This is a genomic window from Desulfosporosinus sp. OT (assembly GCF_000224515.1).
GTDB lineage: Bacteria > Bacillota > Desulfitobacteriia > Desulfitobacteriales > Desulfitobacteriaceae > Desulfosporosinus.
The window spans coordinates 1-19,579 of record NZ_AGAF01000117.1 but is presented as its reverse complement, the minus strand read 5'-3'; the positions used below and the strand labels follow the sequence as shown (position 1 = coordinate 19,579).

Genomic DNA, 19,579 nt, shown 5'->3' with positions numbered 1-19,579 from the left:
ACAGACCTAGCTTGGATAGGGGAATTGGCCTTGAAGAATGTTCCGACTCCTAGAGATGAAAAGGCTCGCAACCATCTGAATTGGGTTAAAGGAATTTCGCCAAGAGGGATAATTGTTGCCTCACATGGCTTCATTAAAGACCTGAGCAAGTACAAAGGGCTGGACGTTGTCGATGTGGAAACAGCAGATGTACAGGTCAAAATAAGTTTAAAGTAAGGGGGGATAGGATGAAACGACAGAGATATTTTTACCGCGTTTTAATCAACACACTTGCTTTTTTCCTGGCAGCCCAGTTATTGCCCATTGAAGCAGCAACTCCCTTCCACTTCTTAGGGGCAGGTATTGTCCTTAGTCTGATCAACCTTTTGATTCGTCCGGTGCTAATTATTTTGACCATTCCGCTGAATATTTTAACCCTAGGGGTTTTCACTATTGTTATCAATACTTGGATGATTATGCTTACCAGTGGTTTTTTACCCGGTTTTTACATTCGAGGGTTTGGAACGGCATTTATTGTGTCAATCATCGTGTCCTTAGCTAACTGGGCTTTTAAGAAAATACTCAGCAGCAACTCTGATTAAGGGATGCTGCTTTTTTCTGCAATTATCTTATCGGTTAAGCGTATGTTAGGTATCTCTTGCTAAAAATTGTATTTGAAATTAAAAAATCGATTTTTCTGATTAGCAAAGAGCCTCATCTCCGAAAGGGGATGAGGCTCTTTGCCATAGATGAACTGTTTGTAGTTAGCCGCTTTTACCTAGGGTCATACCCTACCACTGTCCAGATGCCGCTTTGGTCTTGACGGATTAACCGCTTAAGATAAACGGTTTTGACTGGGCCTTCTGAGATTTGAATTACCGTGTCTGTTCCGGTATTCGTCGTTATTTTGAGTGAATTGAAATCAAGCGGTGGGTCACCCTTAATCCCACCAGGGGAGATTTGCAGTACGGCAAACGTAAAGGCCACTTGCAAAGGGTCGAGTTGCCAAGGACTACTGCCAGAGTCAACCTGTTGTTGGTTTTGTTTGACCACATCCATGTCGGCTGCAACGTTAATTGAGGGTTGGTTAGGTAGAGCTTGATTGCTTTGAGGGATAATTAGATCATTCGCTAATTGCATGGCTAATTCCTCTGATCTTTGCCCTTGAACTAGAATTTCTAAACCGTTTTGCAGCCAACGAAGGCTGTCTGGTAAAACTTCTAACGGGCCTCCCGCTGCCTGGCCAAGGGAAGCAAGAGGAGAGAGGACAAAGGGGACGGTTGATTTGGATTCCGACACAATTGTATCTCCGAAATCGAAGATGATCTGATTAGGGGAGGCAAAGATTCGCTGAGGTTTTTTAGTAAGCTCCACTGGAGTAAGGCCACTTACCGAGATTGCTTCGGCTAAGGTAGCTACGGGTTTGTTGGGATTTTGATCAACAACTTGATACCCATCAGGTGGGTTGTAGCTAAAGGTTGAAGCGGGTATTTGGATGTTCGTTTCAAGAGTCACAAATGTATAGGTCGTTTGAATGGACTTTTGCATAGCACTCTGAAGCTGAACTGGTAAATTAGTTTCTGTATCGATCCAGAGATAATAGGGTAAACCACCAGGAGGGGTTATCTCTATACGAGTAGCAGTGAGACCGGCAATAGAGTCTTCTCCGACGATTTTATGGGGATATTGTTGAGCTTGAGCAGCTTCTTTTTGTAAGTCGAAATCACGTGGATCCAGGTAAATGGGCATTAACGTAATTTCCTTTTTTTCGGATGACTCTCCCAACGGCGTTCTCCGTTATTCACCGTTACTATTCCCTCTTCGCTGCGGGTAGCGTAATTATTTCCCTCTGACCATATCTCGGTTCGCTGGATAACTTGATTTTGACCAGCTCCATTGGTGCTGACCTTTTCGAGGATTCCGTGATAGTTCTGAAGTTGGTTTACTGTCTGTTCCATTGCTAAAACAATATCTTTGTTAGGATGTGACCAGGGAGAAATCAAGAAGATAATGGCTAAAAAACCTGCAACAAGTGCGCTCCAGGGTAAGAATCGTTTACGAGACTTTGATCTGTTTTGAAGTTTTTGATATAGCGCATTTGAGAATTCTTGGCTAAGTTCTGGAATTGGACGCAGGGTTTTGATTTCCCTAGTCAGCGACTGAAGTTGAGCAACAGATTGATTGTTGCTCACGTTAGGCTGTCGTTCCAGATTAAGAGCATTGATGAAATCATCCAGCTCTTGCTCTGGAGAATTTTGAGCAAAGTTTTCATTTGGTTTCATCGGTTGTTATCCTCCGTTCTCATCTGTGGTCTGAAATAAATCACGTAAAGCTTGAAGAGCTCTATACTGTAATCCACGAATGGCATCCTCACTGCGTTCCATGCGCTCTGCAGTTTCCTGGCGCGAATAGCCTTCAATAATCCGGAGTGCCAGAACTTGCCGATACTGAGATGGAAGTTGGTTCATGAGCTCTTGTACTAAGGCACGAGTGACCCAATTTTCTTCGGTGGCTGAGACATCTTCTTCGGATAGAGGATGATCTTCAATCGCGCTATTTGTTATTTGCCAGTGGCGATAGCGATCATAAATAAGATTTCGAGCGACCTGCTTTAGACAGGGGTAGGGAGGAAATTCCTTTGTGTCTTTCTTCAGACAGCGAAAATAGGCTTCTTGAGTGATATCTTCTGCCTCTTCTCGATTCTGAAGAAGGGCATAAGTAAAACGGTAAAGTTTTGCTACCGTTTGTTGATACCAGGTCTCCATGTTATGCTCAGTAAATGGGATTTTCTTTGTGGCCACTTTTTCACCTCCTCATTAACTAAAACGAATTAAGAGTTAAATAGTCACGGAATAGCCCCTTGCTTTTTTTTCGGGCACGATACAATATACTGAGAAATTGTCAAAGTGAGGGAGAAAGAATATGAAAAAGGTTATGAATGATCAAACAAGACAGCTATCTGTTGGAATAACTGTCTTGTTTGAGATAATTCTTATAGTTACAGCTTTCGTTAGTATTGCAACAAAGCAATGGAATAATTTATTTTTGACGTTACTCACCATTGTATGTCTTATTCTTCCTTTTATAATTACACGTATTGCTAATATTAAGAACCTAGTGCTACCTTCTAGCTTTCAATTAATAACGTCAATATTGGTTTTTCTTGCACAATACCTGGGAGAAATCATGAAATTCTATCTAGTATTTTGGTGGTGGGATTTACTTCTTCACGCTATTTTTGGAAGCTTTGCGGTTATAATTGCCTCATCTTTAATAAAAGGGAGTATTAGAAAGGAACAAGAAACTACTGAACAACGATTTACTCTTTTCATAATAATATTCTCGTTTAACTTTTCAATTGCCTTGGGTACTTTATGGGAAATGTTTGAGTTTTTAGGGGATTACTTAGTTAAAACAAATATGGTAAAGGGTGGACTTGAAGACACTTCAACCGATCTTCTAATAACCAGTTTAGCTGCTTTTATTACTTCGTTAATCTGTTATTTTCGCAGTTTAAAAAGTCATTATCTTTAAAGATTTAGATTTATCTAAGGACTCATTACTTCTTATAGTTACAACATAGAGTGGAGGGACTCTAAAGCTAAGGCTTAAAATTTAAATGATTTACTGGAGGTTAGTGCAAATGACAAGATTGTTACTCGTTTTACTTGGAATCGTGGCACTCTTTTCGTGTATAACATACCTACTATGGCGGTTATCGCGTGTAAAGATAGTTAAATATTCACCAGCCTTACTCTGCTTACTTGCTGGGGGATACTACCTTTACCAAGCGAAGACGGTGCATGTTGGATTTGCGGATCTCGCAAATGCAATTACGTCAATGATGTTTCTTACAGGCTTTGTATCAGGGTTAGTAACGTGTTTAATCTTAGATTTTGTATTTCCTCGATTTAGATCATAGTTTGAAGATTCTTCTTTAAAAAAATGTAAAAATGCCTATTTACATTGACGTTGCGTAAAGGTGTAAAGTTTTATCTGGAGGTGATCACATGGAATACACGGTGCAGAAATTAGCTCACATGGCAGGTGTCAGCGCTCGGACACTGAGATATTATGATGAGATAGGAATTCTTAAGCCGGCAAGAATGAACTCGTCAGGGTATCGCATTTATGGGCAAGCTGAGGTAAATCGGTTGCAACAGATTCTTTTCTATCGCGAGCTTGGTGTAAGCTTAGAAAGTATTAAAGATATCGTAACCGCTCCATCGTTTAACGAAACACAGGCTCTGAGGGAGCACCATGTTAAGCTTCTTGAAAAACGAGAGCAATTGGATGTGTTGATCTCCAATGTTGAAAAGACCATTGCGCTAACCGAAGGGAGAATTAAGATGATGGATAACGAAAAGTTTAAAGGCTTTAAGCAAAAATTAGTGGATGACAATGAAGCAAACTACGGCAAGGAAATTCGCGAAAAATATGGGAATGAGATAGTAAATAAGTCCAATCAAAAAGTTAAAGGCATGTCGCAAGTGCAATATGATGAGGTGACTAAGCTTACCACAGAGGTTATTGAAACTCTTCATGCTGCGTTTGAAACTGGTGATCCTGCCGGTCAATTGGCCCAAAAAGCTGCAGATCTCCATCGCCAGTGGTTGTGTTATTATTGGGATAGCTACACGAACGAGGCGCATGCAGGAGTGGCTCAGATGTATGTCGATGATCCAAGATTTACGGCATACTATGATAAGCAACAACCGGGTATGGCAGAATTCCTAAGAGATGCCGTCCACTTTTATACAGGGATCAAAAAATAAGTTGCATAATAGAGGCCGCGATGCGGCCTTTTTTCGGACCCTTCTCGCCATCACGGTGCCCTGCCATACGGCATCTAGCCATCCATGGCGATTATTCTAATCTCGAACGTCCTGTTCGAGCCTTTGGCGGCGCTCTAACCTCGAACGTCTTGTTCGAGTCATGACTACAGAGACGCTCGGACATCCCTCGGCCTAAGATCAACAACTATAGTTGTAAGAATCGTATTATTGCTCATCTTATTTCAACGTGAATGGAACCTAGGGGCTGTACAGATACTAGGTGTGCCGAACGAAACCTGAGGTTGTTTTTTGGAGGTACTCAACATGAACAGAAAAGGAATTAATTACGACATAGGAACCTTTACTAGGGGCCAAGAATCAGCATCATCTCGGGATATCCTCGATCCGACTATTGTGGAAAGAGAAATGCAAATCATCAACAACGATCTGCATTGTAACGCTGTCAGAATTTCTGGACAGGATGTAGCGAGACTTGCTACGGCTTCTGAATACGCCTTACAACAAGGGTTAGAAGTGTGGTTTTCGCCAGCTTTTGTTGATGCAAATGAATCGGAGATGCTGCCTTACTTTGTAGAATGCGCAAAGGCAGCGGAAAAATTGCGGCTGCAGTATCCTAAGGTTGTATTTGTCGCAGGATGTGAGCTTACGTTCTTTATGAAGGGTTTAGTTGATGGAGACACAGCCTTTGATCGTATTAATACGTTTATGAAGCCATGGCGTTTGTTAAAAAGCACAGTTACAAAAGGCCCTTTTAATAGACGTTTAAATGCTTTTTTAGCCAAGGCTACGAAGGCCGTAAGAGAAAATTTCCAAGGGCAACTGACCTACGCATCCGGTCCCTGGGAAGAGGTTGATTGGGCTTTGTTTGATATCGTTGGGATTGATTATTATCGAGAGATCCATAACAAGGGTTCCTACCTCCAGAAACTAAGAGCTTACTTTAAACACGGCAAGCCTGTGGTCATTACCGAGTTTGGTTGTTGTACCTATCAAGGGGCTGAAGAGAAGGGTGGTTACGGTTGGGCAATCATTGACCGAAGCAAAACCCCTAGTCAGCTTAAAGGGGAGTATGTCCGTGATGAGGGTGTGCAGGCTAATTATCTCGTTGAGTTACTCGATGTTTTTAAAGCGGAAAAAGTTGAAGGGGCATTTGTATTCACTTTTGTGAGTCCAACTTATCCTTATAACGAAAAACCTTTATACGATCTCGATATGGCGAGTTATAGCGTCGTTAAAACCTATCCAGAACAAATGGGTGCGACATATTGTGAGATGCCATGGGAGACAAAGCAGTCTTTTGTTGCTTTAGCGAATTATTATGCGAGGAAAATATACGAATCTTAATCGACAGATCCCTCTAAATATAGCCTTGGAATCTTTGGAGACAGGGTGATCAGTTCATGATGGAAGTAGCACTTCGGAATATGTTCCGGTAGGGAGCATATGATATTGACAAGTTAGAAAAAATTTATCATAATTAATTGACCGAACAGTCGGGCATTATCTGGGAACGGAGGTTAATATGGCACGCCTGAAAGACAAAGAAGAAACAATTCTAAATGCGGCGTTTGAAGTATTTAGAGCGAATGGTTTTACAAATGCCAGCATGAAGGATATCGCCGTGAAGGCTGGACTTGGAAAAGGAACTCTGTATGAATACTTTCAAAACAAGGAAGATTTGTTTTTACAGGTGGTTAATGCTAAAGCAAATGATTTCTTTAATGAAATTAATGCAAGGGTTAGCGATAAAACTTCGCTGGGGGAAATATTGAACGAAATAATTATGATTACTCAGGAAACGCTTGAAGAGGTTGAATTCTTCTTCAAGTTTGTAATGTTTGCTCAATTCTTTGAAATGAGCAGAGATACAAAGCAAGAGTTTCACAACATAATTATGCGTAATAGGAGGGAATATATGAATTTATTACGAGAACTCTTTGAAAAAGGGTTTGCAGACGGAGTTCTCAGGGAATTTGATTGGGAGTTTGCGGCAAATTTCATAACTGAAATGATTGCCGCTTATTGTTGTTTCAAAGAGCACATAATGGGTGATTGCTGGTTGCAGCAGCAGAAAGATCTTGACAGGGAAAAAATGATTGATTTTATACTAAACGGAATAGGGGCCCAAACAATGTAAGGATTGGATTCTTGTTCAGTCTAAAAGAAGGGTGAAGTTATGAGTAAAAAGAGAATGTTCACAGTCGTCGTTATAGTAGTTATTTTTGTAGCTGGAGTTGTATTTTTTCGCCGCAATGCATTTCAATCAACCTTTTTCGCCAAGGATAAGCAAAGTCAGGCAACAGTTGCAAATAACAAGGTGGCAGTAGAAGTAATTAGTCCGCAAGCGGTGGTTCAAGGCTCAGGGTTAAGCTTTAAAGCAACATTGGAAGCTAATCAGGAAGGAATTGTAAGTTCGAAGAATAGCGGTAGGGTCATCGATATTTTATTTGATGACGGAAGGCAAGTCACTCAGGGTGAGCCACTTGTGATTTTAGATGATCAGGATAATAAGAACCAGATAAAGTCAGCTGAAAGCCAGTTGGAGGTTTCCAAGGCGTCTTTGCAAAAGACAGAGGCGAGTCTGGAAAATACTCAGCGTACATATGATCGAACAAAAGAGCTGGTAGAGCAAGGTGCCGCTGCACAGGCTGAGTTAGATAACGCAGAAACTTCTTTGAAAATGATCAAGGCAGACATTGCTTCAAGTCAAGCTAATATTCAAGCTGCACAGACCAATATTGATAATCTGAATACTACTTTGTCCGATATGACAATTCGAGCTCCAATCACAGGCGTTATCGACGGAAAAAATGTCAGTATCGGACAGTACCTCTCTCCAGGAACCGTTCTAGGAAAGGTTAAGGATATTTCATTGATTAATGCTGTTATTGAATTAGACCAAGCTCTAATTCAGACTGTAAAAATTGGACAAAAGGCGAGTCTAAAGCTTAATGAAGATGATCCTAATACCTACGAAGGAGTAGTAAAAAGCATTAATACTTCGGCGGATCCATCCTCCAGAGCGTTTAAGGTGAAGGTACAATTGGATAATAAGAAGTTATCTTTAAGACCCGGGGTATCTGCCAAGGTAATGTTGATGGACGATGCAAAGGTCCAGAAGTTTGCAATACCCGTAGCGCTAATATCCGGGAAGGAAGGCAATTATTCGGTCTACATAAATGATAATGGTACTGTGCGGAAACGTGCCGTCACAGTGGGAACCTTAATAAACAATCAGGCAGAGATTAAATCAGGACTTCAAGGAAATGAAGCAATTATATCGACAAACCTGAACATGATTCAGGAGGGTGATCAGATCACGGTGGTTTCAGAATAGGGGGACTAAGGGATGTTTATAACTAATATTAGTATCAAACGGCCGGTATTTATTAGCGTTGTCATTATGGTATTCATTCTTGTAGGACTCATGAGCTATCGCAGCTTGAACATTAATGATATGCCCCAAGCAGACTTTCCCTATGTTACAGTTTCCATTTCACAGCATGGTGTTGCACCCGATCAATTGGAAACCAATGTGGCTAAGAAAGTTGAAGAAGCTATAGGGCAAATTTCCGGTGTTAAGCATGTTACGACAAATATCAGTGAAGGCGTGTGCAATGTTGTCGTTGAATTTGCCTTAGAAACATCGCCGGACGTTGCTGCCCAGGAAGTGCGGGACAAAGTCAGTTCGATCAGGAAAACCCTGCCTGATGATATCGATGACCCAATTATTGCTAAATATGATTTTTCTGCCACGCCAGTTTTATCCCTGGCAGTGACCGGTACAATGGATAATCGCGCTATTTCCAAGCTTGTGGATGATGTGATTACCAAGGGTTTATACACGGTCAATGGTGTAGGCTCGGTCAAGGTATATGGTAAACAGGAAAGAGAGATCAAGATCAAGCTGGATCTCGAGAAGTTAGCCGCCTATGGCCTGTCTCCAGCTGAGCTGGTGAGTGGAGTCCAGAATGGCAACTTGGAAATACCGGGCGGAAAGGTTACGGACGGGCAAAGTGAAATCTCCCTGCGGACCGACAACAATGTCAAGAATCTAGAGGATTTTTACAACATTACGGTTGGTACACGTGCGGGTCGTGAGATTAAGGTTCGTGATGTCGCTGTCGTTTCGGACGGTATTAAAGATCCGGACAGTATTTCTTATTATGACGGCAAAGAGGCCATCGGTATCGACATAATTAAACAGTCAGGTTCTAATACGGTGAGCGTCGCGGATAACGTGAAGAAGCAATTGGATATTATCAAAGGGGTTCTTCCCGCGGGCATAGATATAGGGGTTGTCGCGGATAATTCCGAGTCGATCCGTGATTCGTTTAATGAAGTCGTAAAAACCATCTATGAAGGGTGTATTCTAGCAGTAATTATTGTGTTCCTTTTTTTAGGGGAATGGGAAAGCACCCTGGTCAGTGGAATTTCGCTGCCAACGTCGATTATTACAACGTTCATTTGCATGAAGGTCATGAACTTTTCGCTTAACACAATGTCCCTGATGGCCCTCTCGCTAGCTGTCGGCTTGTTGATTGACGATGCCATCGTGGTGAATGAGAATATTGTCCGGCACTTACATATGGGAAAACCGCCCTTGCAAGCTGCCAGGGAGGGTACATCAGAAATTGGGTTAGCAGTCTTGGCAACAACCTTTGCAGTGGTTGCAGTTTTTGTGCCGATCGGCATGGTTAGCGGGATTATCGGTAAATACTTTATTGAATTTGGCCTCACAGTAGCCTTTAGTATGTTGGTTTCACTGTTTATATCCTTAACGCTCGTGCCGGTGATGTCTTCTAGATTGTTAAAGGCAGAGAGAAAAACGAAAAAAACCTTTGTAGGTCATTTTTTAGACTGGTTTAATAGCAAATTTGATTCATTGGGAACAACCTATGCTAAAGTTTTAAAGGTTGTTCTTAAACACCGCTTTAAAACCCTTATATTCACTATAGTGCTTTTTGTTGCCTGCATTAAGTTGGTTCCTTTGTTGGGCTTCAGCTTTGTTCCAGCCACCGATACTGGGAGCATCACTGTAACCGCAGCTACGGACTCGGGATTGACATTGCAGGCTCAAGGGGAAAAAGCCAAAGAAATGGAAAAAAGGCTGAAGAAATATCCTGAAATCAAGCATCTTTATACTACGGTGGGTTCTAACAACATTTCGATTTATGTAAAAATGAACGATAAACAAGAGCGAGAAAAATCAGCTAAACAGATCGCTTCAGAAATTAGGGAGGACTTAAATGGAATCCCTGGAATAGAACTTGCCGTACAAAGTTCTTCAGGACCCGGCGGGGCTGGCAAGGATGTCTCCTTTGTTATTATGGGGACCGACCAGGAGGTTTTACAGGCTTTTGCCCAGAAAGCAAAAAAAATAATGAGTGAGGATCCTCACGCCAAAGATGTCGCGATCAATCTCAAAACCGGCAATACGGAAGCAAAATTAGAGGTGGACAGGGATAAAGTAACGGATCTAGGCGTAAATACATCACTTGCGGCAGAGACAATACGGGCACTTTTCGACGGAATAGATGCCGGAAAATTCGAGTATGCGGGTGAAAGGTATAATGTGCGGGTATCCTTGAAGGATGATCAACGTAAGAGTTTGGATAATCTAGATGGGATTTATGTTAACGGCTCAAACGATCAGCTAATACCTCTGTCCAATGTTACTAAAAAAGTACTTTCCACTTCGTATTCCACAATCTCCAGATACGATAGGCTTAGGCAGGTTGAGCTTTCGGCAAATGTTGAAGGAATAGCCGTTGGAGATTTTTTAACAAATTATACGAACAAGTTTAAAGAACTCGACATTCCTAAGGGAGTTTTTGTACAACAGGGAGGAATGAACGAGACTATGTCGGAAGGCTTCATGAACCTTGTTATCGCGCTACTGATGGGTATCCTCTTCATGTTCCTGGTGATGACCATGCAATTTGAAAGCTTTTTGGATCCCATTGCGATCATGTTTTCTCTGCCCATGGCGCTTATCGGTGCAGTTCTGGGACTGTTTATCGCAGGCAGTGAGCTCAGCATATTGTCCCTGATTGGGATCATTCTTCTGATGGGACTGGTAGCTAAGAATGGTATTCTGCTCATCGACTTTACGAAGCAGAGAAGGAAAGAAGGACTTGGTGTCAAAGAGGCTTTGATAGAAGCTGGCACCGTTCGGTTAAGACCTATTCTCATGACGTCTCTGGCCATGATCTTTGGTATGGTTCCAGTTGTCACTGGTACAGGAGCCGGGACAGAGATGCGTGCGCCCATGGGGCAGGCAGTCATTGGTGGATTGATCACTTCAACTCTCTTGACGCTCTTTATCGTTCCGGTGGTCTATTCTCTGCTGGATTCTATGAAGAATAAATTCCGCAGAAATACTGAAAAATCTTTAACCCCCAATTTACCAGCCGAAAAAAGAGATTTACCAATAAACCCAAATTTATAATTTTATGGTCCCTTGTTTCTATGGGTGTATCTTGATGCAAACTGAACGCTTTTAATGTTTGTGTTATATAAGCTATTAATACACATTTAGAAAACATAAGGGATCGCTCTAGAACCAGCATTCTCAGGAATGCTGGTTTTTTGCCTCACCTGGATGACTCTCAAATAATAACTAGAGAATTTGCTAGTTCTTTTATTTTAAGGGTCGGACAAGCACTCGTAAAAAAGATTGTCGACCTGCATAAGGCACTATTAGAGTGCACATCAAATTGGGCGAGGGGGACAACGTTTGGCCTTAGAATCATAAATAAGATTTAAATTAAAATTACATAACTATGTAGCTTTATAAACATACTTAAGTTTAAGTACTCAAATTTGTCAATAGTCATTTACACTAAAAGATAGGAATAGGAGGAACTACTTTGACTAAAAAGAATAAAGTATCTAAGCAGGTTACGGCACAAACATCTACTCAAATTCATAAAAGCTCTTCAACCTCCAATTCAACGGGTAAAGACAGAGACGCAATAATTCCGAGCAAGGATAGGAGTCCGGATGACCTGGAAATCCTCGATTAATTCTCCAATCTTCTGACCTTTTAGAGCTCCCTAGGTCTTATAGACTTGGGGAGCTCTAAATTCTAAAGTAAGATTGGTTTACTCATTACATATCTTTTGAACTCTTCACTCGTTTTTTCGTAGAGGTTCTTATTGCATGCTATCTTATTCTCGCAATCAATTACATTCGTAAATAAAATACTAGATGCCCAAGGGAGTATTCATGCCTATAGTTTTGTTCTTAGAGGGTAGTTTCGGAATAAGAGAAACCATGAATATTTCGATTATCATGGTTTCTCTTATTCTGAGAATATGGATTATGATGAATCGTTTTGGAAGCAAGATCTTATTACAAAAAACTGATAGGAAAATCGAAGTACATAGCGAATACTTTTATTATTCGGATTATTCCTAGATGACTAGATGAAGTAGAGTCAACCAAAAGGATTTCAGTCTAACCGTAGGAGATTAGTTCAGGATTTATAGGCTAAGGAAAGGAAGCGGAGCAGAGATATGAATGTTATGTCAAAAACCTTGAAGGGCACGCGTGATGTGTAAAATGATGTATATTTCGTGTAGTGAAGAACGAAAAATTTACGAGATTCCTTATCAAGGACAAGCGGCTGTTGCAGGGTATTGGGACCCTAAATTAGGTTTGTGCGCTCAGTCGACGCTTCTAAAATGGAAGGAGGGTAAAGTCACTTCCTTCCAGCCTTTGAGTAACTTGGAGAGCATTCCTCAAGAAACGCAGTCATGGGGTTCTTATTTCATCATACCTGGATGGATAGATGCTCATGTGCACTTAGCGTTAGATAGCCTTGATTTTTTTCAGTGTTTAAAAAACTGGGAGAAACCTTCTTTGATCGAAGAAAACATTCAAGGATTTTTACAGCGTTATTTAGAAAGAGGAATTGTAGCTATTCGAGATGGTGGTGACATACCGGGCTTTGCTTGGAGGGCAAAAAACAGAGTCAATGAGGGAGTTTGGTCTGGTCCTAGGGTCGTATCAGTACATGAGGCTGTCAATCGAGAAGGAATGTATGGTCGTTTTCTGGGCCGTGGTTTTAGGGATATACTAGAGTGGAGGGAAAAAGAGCGGGATTTTATTGGTCAAGGTATAGATCAGCTTAAAGTCGTTGTGACAGGAATAATCAGCTTTGATGATTTTCAGAAGGTCGGTCCAACTCAATGGGCGGTTGAAGATCTAGCAGAGTTAGTCGAGGCAGCTCATAGACGTGGCATACTTGTCATGGCCCATGCCAGTGGGATAGAAGGTATATCGGTGGCTATTGCTGCTGGAGTCGATTCCATTGAACATGGATATTATATTACGTCAGGACAACTTAAATTGATGAAAGAAAAAGAGATTGCTTGGGTCTCTACGGTTGCACCGATTGGTAATCTTTTGAAATATCCTACAGATCGTTACTCTTTCCATGAAATTGAAACTCTGAAACGGATTCTGGAGGGACAACTTGCTAAAATTCACGAGGCCTATAATTTAAATGTCCGACTGGGTGTTGGGACAGATGCTGGAGCTTATCAAGTACCGCACGCTGAGAGTCTGTTTGACGAGATGGATTGGATGGTGCAAGCAGGAATTCCCAAACAGGCAGTCTGCCGAATGGCAACGCAGGAAAATGCTCGGATTCTTGGCAATTCTGAGTTGGGGAGGTTAGACATTGGAACCCCCGTAAATTTATTGCAGCTGGTCACACATTTTCCGTAATAGGATCTTGACTTAAATTCGAAATTAGTTTAGCATTACATGGACTGAGTTAAGAAAGGGTGAAAAAAAAGATAATGCGCTACTAATTCTACTTCTTTTAAAAATTCTTGTTTAATAAAGATGAGGGATTTTTGGGATAGGATTAGTATGAGCATTTTTAATAATTACTGAGTTGTTTTAATGCAAGTTAAGCCTTTTTGTTTCATATTAAAGGCGTTGCGACTCACGTTTCTATTATAAGATTGTTCTGCCTCCTGTCCTAAAATGGATGGGAGGTTTTTATGTTAGATTTAATACGTAATCGGCTAGTGAAAGCGATCTTGGGATCTGCGTTATTTTTGCAAACTGGAATCTGGGTGCGTAATTTCGCCGTGCTACTCTATGTCATGGAACGAACACATGGTAACGAGTTCGCCATCTCCATGATTTATGTCGCAGAATTTGCGCCAATATTTATTTTCTCCTTTATAGGTGGGACCTTTGCCGACCGCTGGCGTCCAAAACGAACGATGATTCTGTGTGATGTCCTCAGTGCGGTATCGGTGTTTGTTGTCTTGATTACCTTAGTACTAGGCACTTGGAAAGCAGTGTTTTTTACGACTATCATTTCCGCTATTTTATCTCAGTTCTCTCAGCCTTCAGGGATGAAGCTGATTAAGGAACATTTGCCTGCTGAGCAGATACAATCGGTGATGTCGCTATATCAGACGATCTTTACCGTTTTTATGATTCTTGGACCGATCCTTGGAACATTTGTCTTTCAGAAGTTTGGAATTGCTGTTTCGATTGCAGTGATGGGCCTTGCATTTCTGCTCTCGGCGGTTTCCTTGACGTTCCTGCCTCCGGACCGTGTGAACATTGTCGAAAAGACGGGAACAACCCTTCGCCAGGAAATGGTGGCTGGTATTCGTTATGTTCTAGCGAAGAAAATCCTGACGCTTTTGGGTTTGTGTTTTTTGGCCGCAGGCTTGGGCGGGGGCCTTATTCAACCCTTAGGAATCTTTCTGGTAACGGAACGGCTTGGTTTACCGAAAGAAAATTTGCAATGGCTATTGACCCTTAATGGGGTAGGGATGCTTTTGGGGGGAGTCATTGTCATGACTTCTGCTAAGGCTATTTCGCCCCAAAAGCTTTTGGCTTTCGGAATGCTCATTTCGGCGATTGGTGTGGCAGTATGCGGATTATCGACGACCCCATGGCTAACCTATTTGGTGCATTTACTGATGGGTTTAGTTTTTCCTTGTATTATGATCGGCATTAACATGATGATCATGCAAAATTCGGATAGTCAGTTCATTGGTCGAGTGAATGGGATTCTCATGCCTTTGTACACGGGAGCAATGGTTCTTACGATGAGTGTGGCAGGGGTGCTTAAACAAACATTTTCTTTGGTTGCCATGTATGAAGTAGCGGGAGTATTGTATATTATTGGGTTATTGTTCTTGTTGCCGTTATTTCACTCGCCAAAAAGTACTTTAGAGCATTGATGAGTTAGGGAATATAGTATAGGTTCTTAATTGGCCTTATCGTGCGACGCCCACTTTTTCAAGTGGGCGTATTGTTTATTTTGAAAGAAAGAATAACTTACGGTTATAACTTTGTTGCTATAACTTAATATTGGAGTAAAGCTTCAGTCCATGTTCATATATAAATCGGTAATTTAGCTGCCAACTAATTGGTACATGTATTCAATAGTTGACATGCTACTGAAGTCAGAGGTGAAGCGGATTATAGGTTCTAATACATAAAGATGTAAATAATCGTATACATTTGGCTGAAGTATATTTTAAGAGAGAATTATAAGTTAAAAGAACTGTAAGCGGTGTCATTGCTTAAGACAGAAGATTTAGAATCCAAAATGAAATTCTCTGGCATGGTAATTGCAAGATAATTCCGTAGATTCTGAATAGATTAATTATAAAATCTGCGAATTATTAAGTTGTTATGGAAGGAATGAAACTTTATATGAATAGAACGGCTAATGCTATGTATTTTAGCCCAACAGGTACAACTAAAAAAGTAGTGTCTGGTATAATAAAGAAAATTTCCGAATATATCGGTGGGGAAACTCCCATAAATTATATCGATTTCACCCTACCGGGTGCTAGAACAAACCCGGTGTCTTTTTCAGAACAGGATATTGTCATTATTGGAGTGCCAGTCTATGCAGGAAGAGTCCCCAATGTCTTACTAAATTATTTAAACTCAATTATCGGTAATAACACCTTAGCAATTCCGGTAGTTGTTTATGGAAACAGGAATTATGATGATGCGTTAATAGAATTAAAAGATATACTTGAGTCTAATGGTTTTAAAGTTATTGCTGCGGGGGCATTTATTGGAGAACACTCGTTCTCGACAACTCTTGCTAAAAACAGGCCGGATGATAAAGATATGGCCGTTGTCCATGATTTTGCCAATCTAATACATTCAAAAATTACACTTCAAGCTGAATTTCAGACTATTGTTGTAGAGGGAAATCAACCATATCGAAAACATTACATGCCTAAAAATAAAGCGGGGAGTCCTGTGGATATTAGAAAGGTTGCTCCTAAAACAAATAGTAATTGTAATGACTGTAAACTATGTGTCAACGTCTGTCCTATGGGTTCCATTGATGGTGAAGACGTCTCCAAATTTAAAGGGATTTGTATTAAATGTGGAGCGTGTATTAAAAAATGCCCTACTCAAGCCAAGTACTATGATAGTGAAGATTATTTAAGACATAAACAAGAATTGGAAATTGAGTTTACATTTCGAAGAGAACCTGAATTATTTATATAAAAAGTTGCAATGGTGGTCTTATCATCAATAGAAATATAGAAACAATTAGGAGTTCATCGTCCGTGAGGGCGATGGACTCCTATGAACACTCTCCGGCCTTTTGCATTATACCAAATATTTACTGGTGTTTTATCACAAACCTATGATTTCGTAATGATCGCTTCGACTGATTTACTAATTCTATTGGAGAGCGCTTGATATCCTGCAGAATTGGGGTGCAGACCATCCTTGGCGATGTATCGACCTAAATTAAATTTCAGTAGGTCGTAGGTTGGAATAAAAAACCCTTTCCCATCTTCTTCAACGACCTGTTGGGTATTATAGTTCCACTCATTCAGAAGACTGATATCTGCGACGTTGCTTGCTTTTTCATAAGGGTTATACAGACCAAGAAAAATAACAATGGTATTCGGGTTGGTGCTTCTTAATACCTTCATCGTTTGTTTTAAATTGCCAAGATAGCTGTCCAGTCTCACTTTAAATTGATCTTCTTTAGCGAGATCGTTAAGGGAAAGGATACTTCTCACATCATTACCACCAATAGAGACTAGAATCATATCCGAATCTTTGATCGTTTTGTCCAACCTTCTAGTTTGGAGTTGCTCTAGTAGACCTATGCTTTCAAGTCCGTCTATTCCTGCATCGTCTACGAGGATCTCTTTTAAGGTGTTGTTTTTAAAGTACTCGGGTAAATAGCCTGAAAACCCCTTGTTCTTTTCATCCCCAGTCCCTTTTGCTATCGAGTCTCCCAGGATGAGAACTTTAAAAGAGTTGGTAGTCTTGGAAGACAGTTTTGTTGAATCCTCTGGGGGTTGTGTCAATGGAGCGTTAGCCGACGGCTGAGGATTGACCGCGGTCGTGACGATGATTGCCTCATAGAAACCCATCGCTAAAACGATGAAACCCACGCAGGCTATGGTCAGAATTGAGTACCACATGCTCTTTTTTAACACTTTAATTTCTCCTTAGACCAGGATATCTTGTTTTGTAAAATAGACAAAGCTTACAATAAGCGATGCAATAGCCCATCCTAAAAGGACAGTGATCGAAAAAAGCATATTCATCCCTTCGATCGGCTGGAATGAGCCCGATAAATAATCCGTGAGCCGTAGATTAACCATAAACATGTAGCGTGTGATCTTCCAGTCTGAGAGAAAGTAGCTGATGAAATTACCCGCTACCAGGGTGGACATAATAATGCCTATCGAAGCAGCCGTGCTTTTTACGAGGATTGAGATCATAAATGAGATACTGCCAACGATGATGGAGACGAAAAAAGCCAACGAATAGACCATGAGAGCATATTGCCACTGAGGGACATTAAGGACACTGGTGGTATCTAATTTTCCTGCCAGAACTTTAAAACCTGTTGCTACCGGGGCCAGCCATCCTCCGTAACCAAAGAAGGCCCCTGAGATAACTACAGAGAGCACAAAAGCAAAGAAAACAACCATAACTTCAAAAATCACCAAGGTTAAATACTTACTGAGGAGAATCTTCCACCTTGGAACGTTCCTTACAAGAAGCAGCTTGATCGTTCCATTTGAGGATTCACCTGAAACCATATCGGCAGACAACATAATAATTAAAAGAGGCAAGAATAAGAAGATCGATTGTTCCATGAATTTGGTCGTGAATTTCGCTGCAGATTGTTCCAGAGGGTTAATATTATTATCTAGGTTATATTGTAGTTGTTCCATCCTTACCCTAGTTGAGGATATACTTTTCTCATCCATATAAGGGCTGTCAAGCCTATTCTTCATATCGAGTAACTGCTGATTAGCCAGTTTGCGCCAGTCGTCTGTTGCGGTAATTCCCATCCTTTGAGAGAGTTGAATCTTTGTTCTTACTAGGGATTGGTTTTGACCATAAGCAAAGACTGAGATTAAGACGACAAGAATGGCCAAAACAAACATAAGTCGTTTCTTGGAAATCATTTTGATGACTTCATTTTCAATAAGGCTAAACAATTTCATCACCTTCCGTAAGATCTAGAAATAGATCTTCTAAAGTATTTTGCTTGGTTGAGCAATAGGTGAGTGCTAGCCCTTCTCTAATTAAAAACCCATTAATTTTGTCTAGAGGGTGCTCCTTGATATCTGCACTGATGGTATTTTTTTTCAACTGAATAGCATCGACATGCCAATGCTCACTGAGGAGAGTGATTGCTTTCTCGGGGTTATTTAATTGCCATTCTATCCGATCATTATGAATGATTTCTTGGACATTGGCTGTTTTGATGACAGTCCCTTGCTTGATGATGGAAACGACATCACACATCTGCTGAATTTCTAACAGCAAATGGCTTGATACGAAGACAGTCATTCCTTCCTCATAGGCGAGTTTTCTGATCAGATTTCGAAACTCAGTAATTCCAGCAGGGTCGAGGCCATTCGTTGGTTCATCAAGAATTAAAAGCTTGGGTCTGGCAATTATAGCCTGAGCGATTCCTAAGCGTTGGCGCATGCCTAAAGAATAGGTATTTACTTTGTCGTTGACTCGATGCTGGAGGCCTACCATTTCCACGACATCTTTAATGCGCTGTCGGCTTATCTTCTTATCCATCGCAGCAAATTGTAACAAGTTTTCCATCCCAGTTAAGTATTTGTACATATCAGGGCTCTCAATAATGCAGCCGACATTTGAAAGAGCTTTGACGAAATCGTGGGCTACGGAATAGCCGCAGATGGTTACTGACCCTTCTGTCGGTTTGATCAATCCGACAATCATGCGGATCGTCGTCGTTTTTCCCGCCCCATTTGGTCCAAGGAACCCAAAAATCTGGGATGGGTAAAGAGTGAGGTTTACCCCTTTGACTATCTCCTTTCCTTTAATGGTCTTCCTTAAGTTATTAAGCTCCAAAACTGCAGTCTGCTGCATAAATTTTCTCCTCTTCAGAACGTTTATTAACCCGTGAAATATAATGTTCATTATAAATAAAAACAGCTTAAATAAACAGCTTATTTTGTGCACACTATCTAAAATGTGAAACGTGTCGGGTTGATGCAGCACTTCTCGATGGGCTACTTTTCAAAGGGATCTAAAGAAAAGTAGAGGTGGAAATAAGTTATCAATTAAGGAACTAAAACATTTTGATTTTAGGGGTTGACAGTTTGCGCAGAAAACGGTATTATAACTGAGCGCCACAAAGACGCACAACGATTGAACAAGCAAGGGGTTGAAACCTTGAGCTAGTCAATCTGGATCAAGTAAATTAGTTGTTGACAACGCGAGTTGAAAATGCTAAGATGTAGATCCGGCCTAAGTGGCCAATGAAAAGTCAT

18 protein-coding genes are annotated in these 19,579 nt (G+C 40.9%); 12 read left to right on the top strand and 6 right to left on the bottom strand.

Annotated features, from left to right (window positions below; all coding sequences use genetic code 11):
- Positions 1-216 (top strand): hypothetical protein (locus DOT_RS10735; RefSeq protein WP_009618174.1); only part of this gene is annotated, 216 nt, incomplete at its 5' end.
- Positions 217-227: 11 nt separating this feature from the next.
- A complete protein-coding gene (locus DOT_RS10730; protein ID WP_009618173.1) occupies positions 228-581 on the top strand; it encodes a phage holin family protein in 354 nt (117 codons plus the stop codon).
- 172 nt (positions 582-753) lie between these two features.
- On the opposite strand, the gene DOT_RS31815 is transcribed toward DOT_RS10730, so the two are convergent.
- Genes DOT_RS31815 through DOT_RS10720 form a run of 3 tightly spaced genes read right to left on the bottom strand, consistent with a single transcriptional unit; the run spans position 754 to position 2,780 of the window.
- Positions 754-1,728, bottom strand: coding sequence for a sigma-E factor regulatory protein RseB domain-containing protein (locus DOT_RS31815; RefSeq protein WP_009618172.1), 975 nt, complete (start codon positions 1,726-1,728; stop codon positions 754-756).
- Positions 1,728-2,261, bottom strand: a complete 534-nt coding sequence (locus DOT_RS31810; protein WP_009618171.1) for a hypothetical protein — start codon at positions 2,259-2,261, stop codon at positions 1,728-1,730. The genes DOT_RS31815 and DOT_RS31810 overlap by 1 nt, the downstream gene beginning before the upstream one ends.
- Before the next feature lie 6 nt (positions 2,262-2,267).
- Complete coding sequence (locus tag DOT_RS10720) at positions 2,268-2,780, bottom strand: RNA polymerase sigma factor (protein ID WP_009618169.1); 513 nt, start codon at positions 2,778-2,780, stop codon at positions 2,268-2,270.
- Positions 2,781-2,901: 121 nt separating this feature from the next.
- On the opposite strand from DOT_RS10720, the gene DOT_RS10715 reads away from it, so the two are divergent.
- The 10 genes from DOT_RS10715 to DOT_RS10665 all read left to right on the top strand — a co-directional run bounded on the left by DOT_RS10715 (position 2,902) and on the right by DOT_RS10665 (position 16,295).
- Positions 2,902-3,513: a hypothetical protein gene (locus DOT_RS10715; RefSeq protein ID WP_009618167.1), complete on the top strand. Its 612-nt coding sequence runs from the start codon at positions 2,902-2,904 to the stop codon at positions 3,511-3,513.
- Positions 3,514-3,989: 476 nt separating this feature from the next.
- Entirely contained in the window at positions 3,990-4,754 is a 765-nt protein-coding gene (locus tag DOT_RS10705) for a MerR family transcriptional regulator (RefSeq protein ID WP_009618165.1), read from the top strand.
- Between the two features lie 324 nt (positions 4,755-5,078).
- Positions 5,079-6,119 carry a hypothetical protein gene (locus DOT_RS10700; RefSeq protein WP_040411856.1) on the top strand — a complete coding sequence of 347 codons (1,041 nt, stop codon included), beginning with the start codon at positions 5,079-5,081 and terminating at the stop codon, positions 6,117-6,119.
- 178 nt (positions 6,120-6,297) lie between these two features.
- Positions 6,298-6,912 (top strand): TetR/AcrR family transcriptional regulator, encoded by a 615-nt coding sequence (locus DOT_RS10695; RefSeq protein ID WP_009618161.1) that lies wholly within the window; start codon positions 6,298-6,300, stop codon positions 6,910-6,912.
- A gap of 39 nt (positions 6,913-6,951) precedes the next feature.
- Positions 6,952-8,112 carry an efflux RND transporter periplasmic adaptor subunit gene (locus tag DOT_RS10690; protein WP_009618158.1) on the top strand — a complete coding sequence of 387 codons (1,161 nt, stop codon included), beginning with the start codon at positions 6,952-6,954 and terminating at the stop codon, positions 8,110-8,112.
- 12 nt (positions 8,113-8,124) lie between these two features.
- Entirely contained in the window at positions 8,125-11,226 is a 3,102-nt protein-coding gene (locus DOT_RS10685) for an efflux RND transporter permease subunit (protein ID WP_009618156.1), read from the top strand.
- Positions 11,227-11,647: 421 nt separating this feature from the next.
- Entirely contained in the window at positions 11,648-11,803 is a 156-nt protein-coding gene (locus DOT_RS30390) for a hypothetical protein (RefSeq protein WP_009618152.1), read from the top strand.
- Between the two features lie 541 nt (positions 11,804-12,344).
- Positions 12,345-13,511 (top strand): amidohydrolase family protein, encoded by a 1,167-nt coding sequence (locus tag DOT_RS10675; protein ID WP_009618147.1) that lies wholly within the window; start codon positions 12,345-12,347, stop codon positions 13,509-13,511.
- 281 nt (positions 13,512-13,792) lie between these two features.
- A complete protein-coding gene (locus DOT_RS10670; RefSeq protein WP_009618145.1) occupies positions 13,793-14,998 on the top strand; it encodes an MFS transporter in 1,206 nt (401 codons plus the stop codon).
- A 478-nt stretch (positions 14,999-15,476) separates the two neighbouring features.
- Positions 15,477-16,295 carry an EFR1 family ferrodoxin gene (locus tag DOT_RS10665; RefSeq protein ID WP_009618144.1) on the top strand — a complete coding sequence of 273 codons (819 nt, stop codon included), beginning with the start codon at positions 15,477-15,479 and terminating at the stop codon, positions 16,293-16,295.
- Between the two features lie 140 nt (positions 16,296-16,435).
- Here the strand turns inward: DOT_RS10665 and DOT_RS10660 are convergent, their stop codons facing one another.
- From DOT_RS10660 to DOT_RS10650, 3 genes are read right to left on the bottom strand one after another with little or no spacing between them, the layout of a single operon-like run.
- On the bottom strand, positions 16,436-17,248 hold the full coding sequence (locus DOT_RS10660; RefSeq protein WP_009618142.1) for a GDSL-type esterase/lipase family protein: 813 nt from the start codon (positions 17,246-17,248) through the stop codon (positions 16,436-16,438).
- Positions 17,249-17,260: 12 nt separating this feature from the next.
- Positions 17,261-18,271, bottom strand: a complete 1,011-nt coding sequence (locus DOT_RS10655) for an ABC transporter permease (RefSeq protein WP_040411854.1) — start codon at positions 18,269-18,271, stop codon at positions 17,261-17,263.
- Complete coding sequence (locus DOT_RS10650) at positions 18,258-19,175, bottom strand: ABC transporter ATP-binding protein (protein ID WP_009618138.1); 918 nt, start codon at positions 19,173-19,175, stop codon at positions 18,258-18,260. Before DOT_RS10650 ends, DOT_RS10655 begins: the two co-directional genes overlap by 14 nt.
- Positions 19,176-19,579 lie beyond the last annotated feature (404 nt).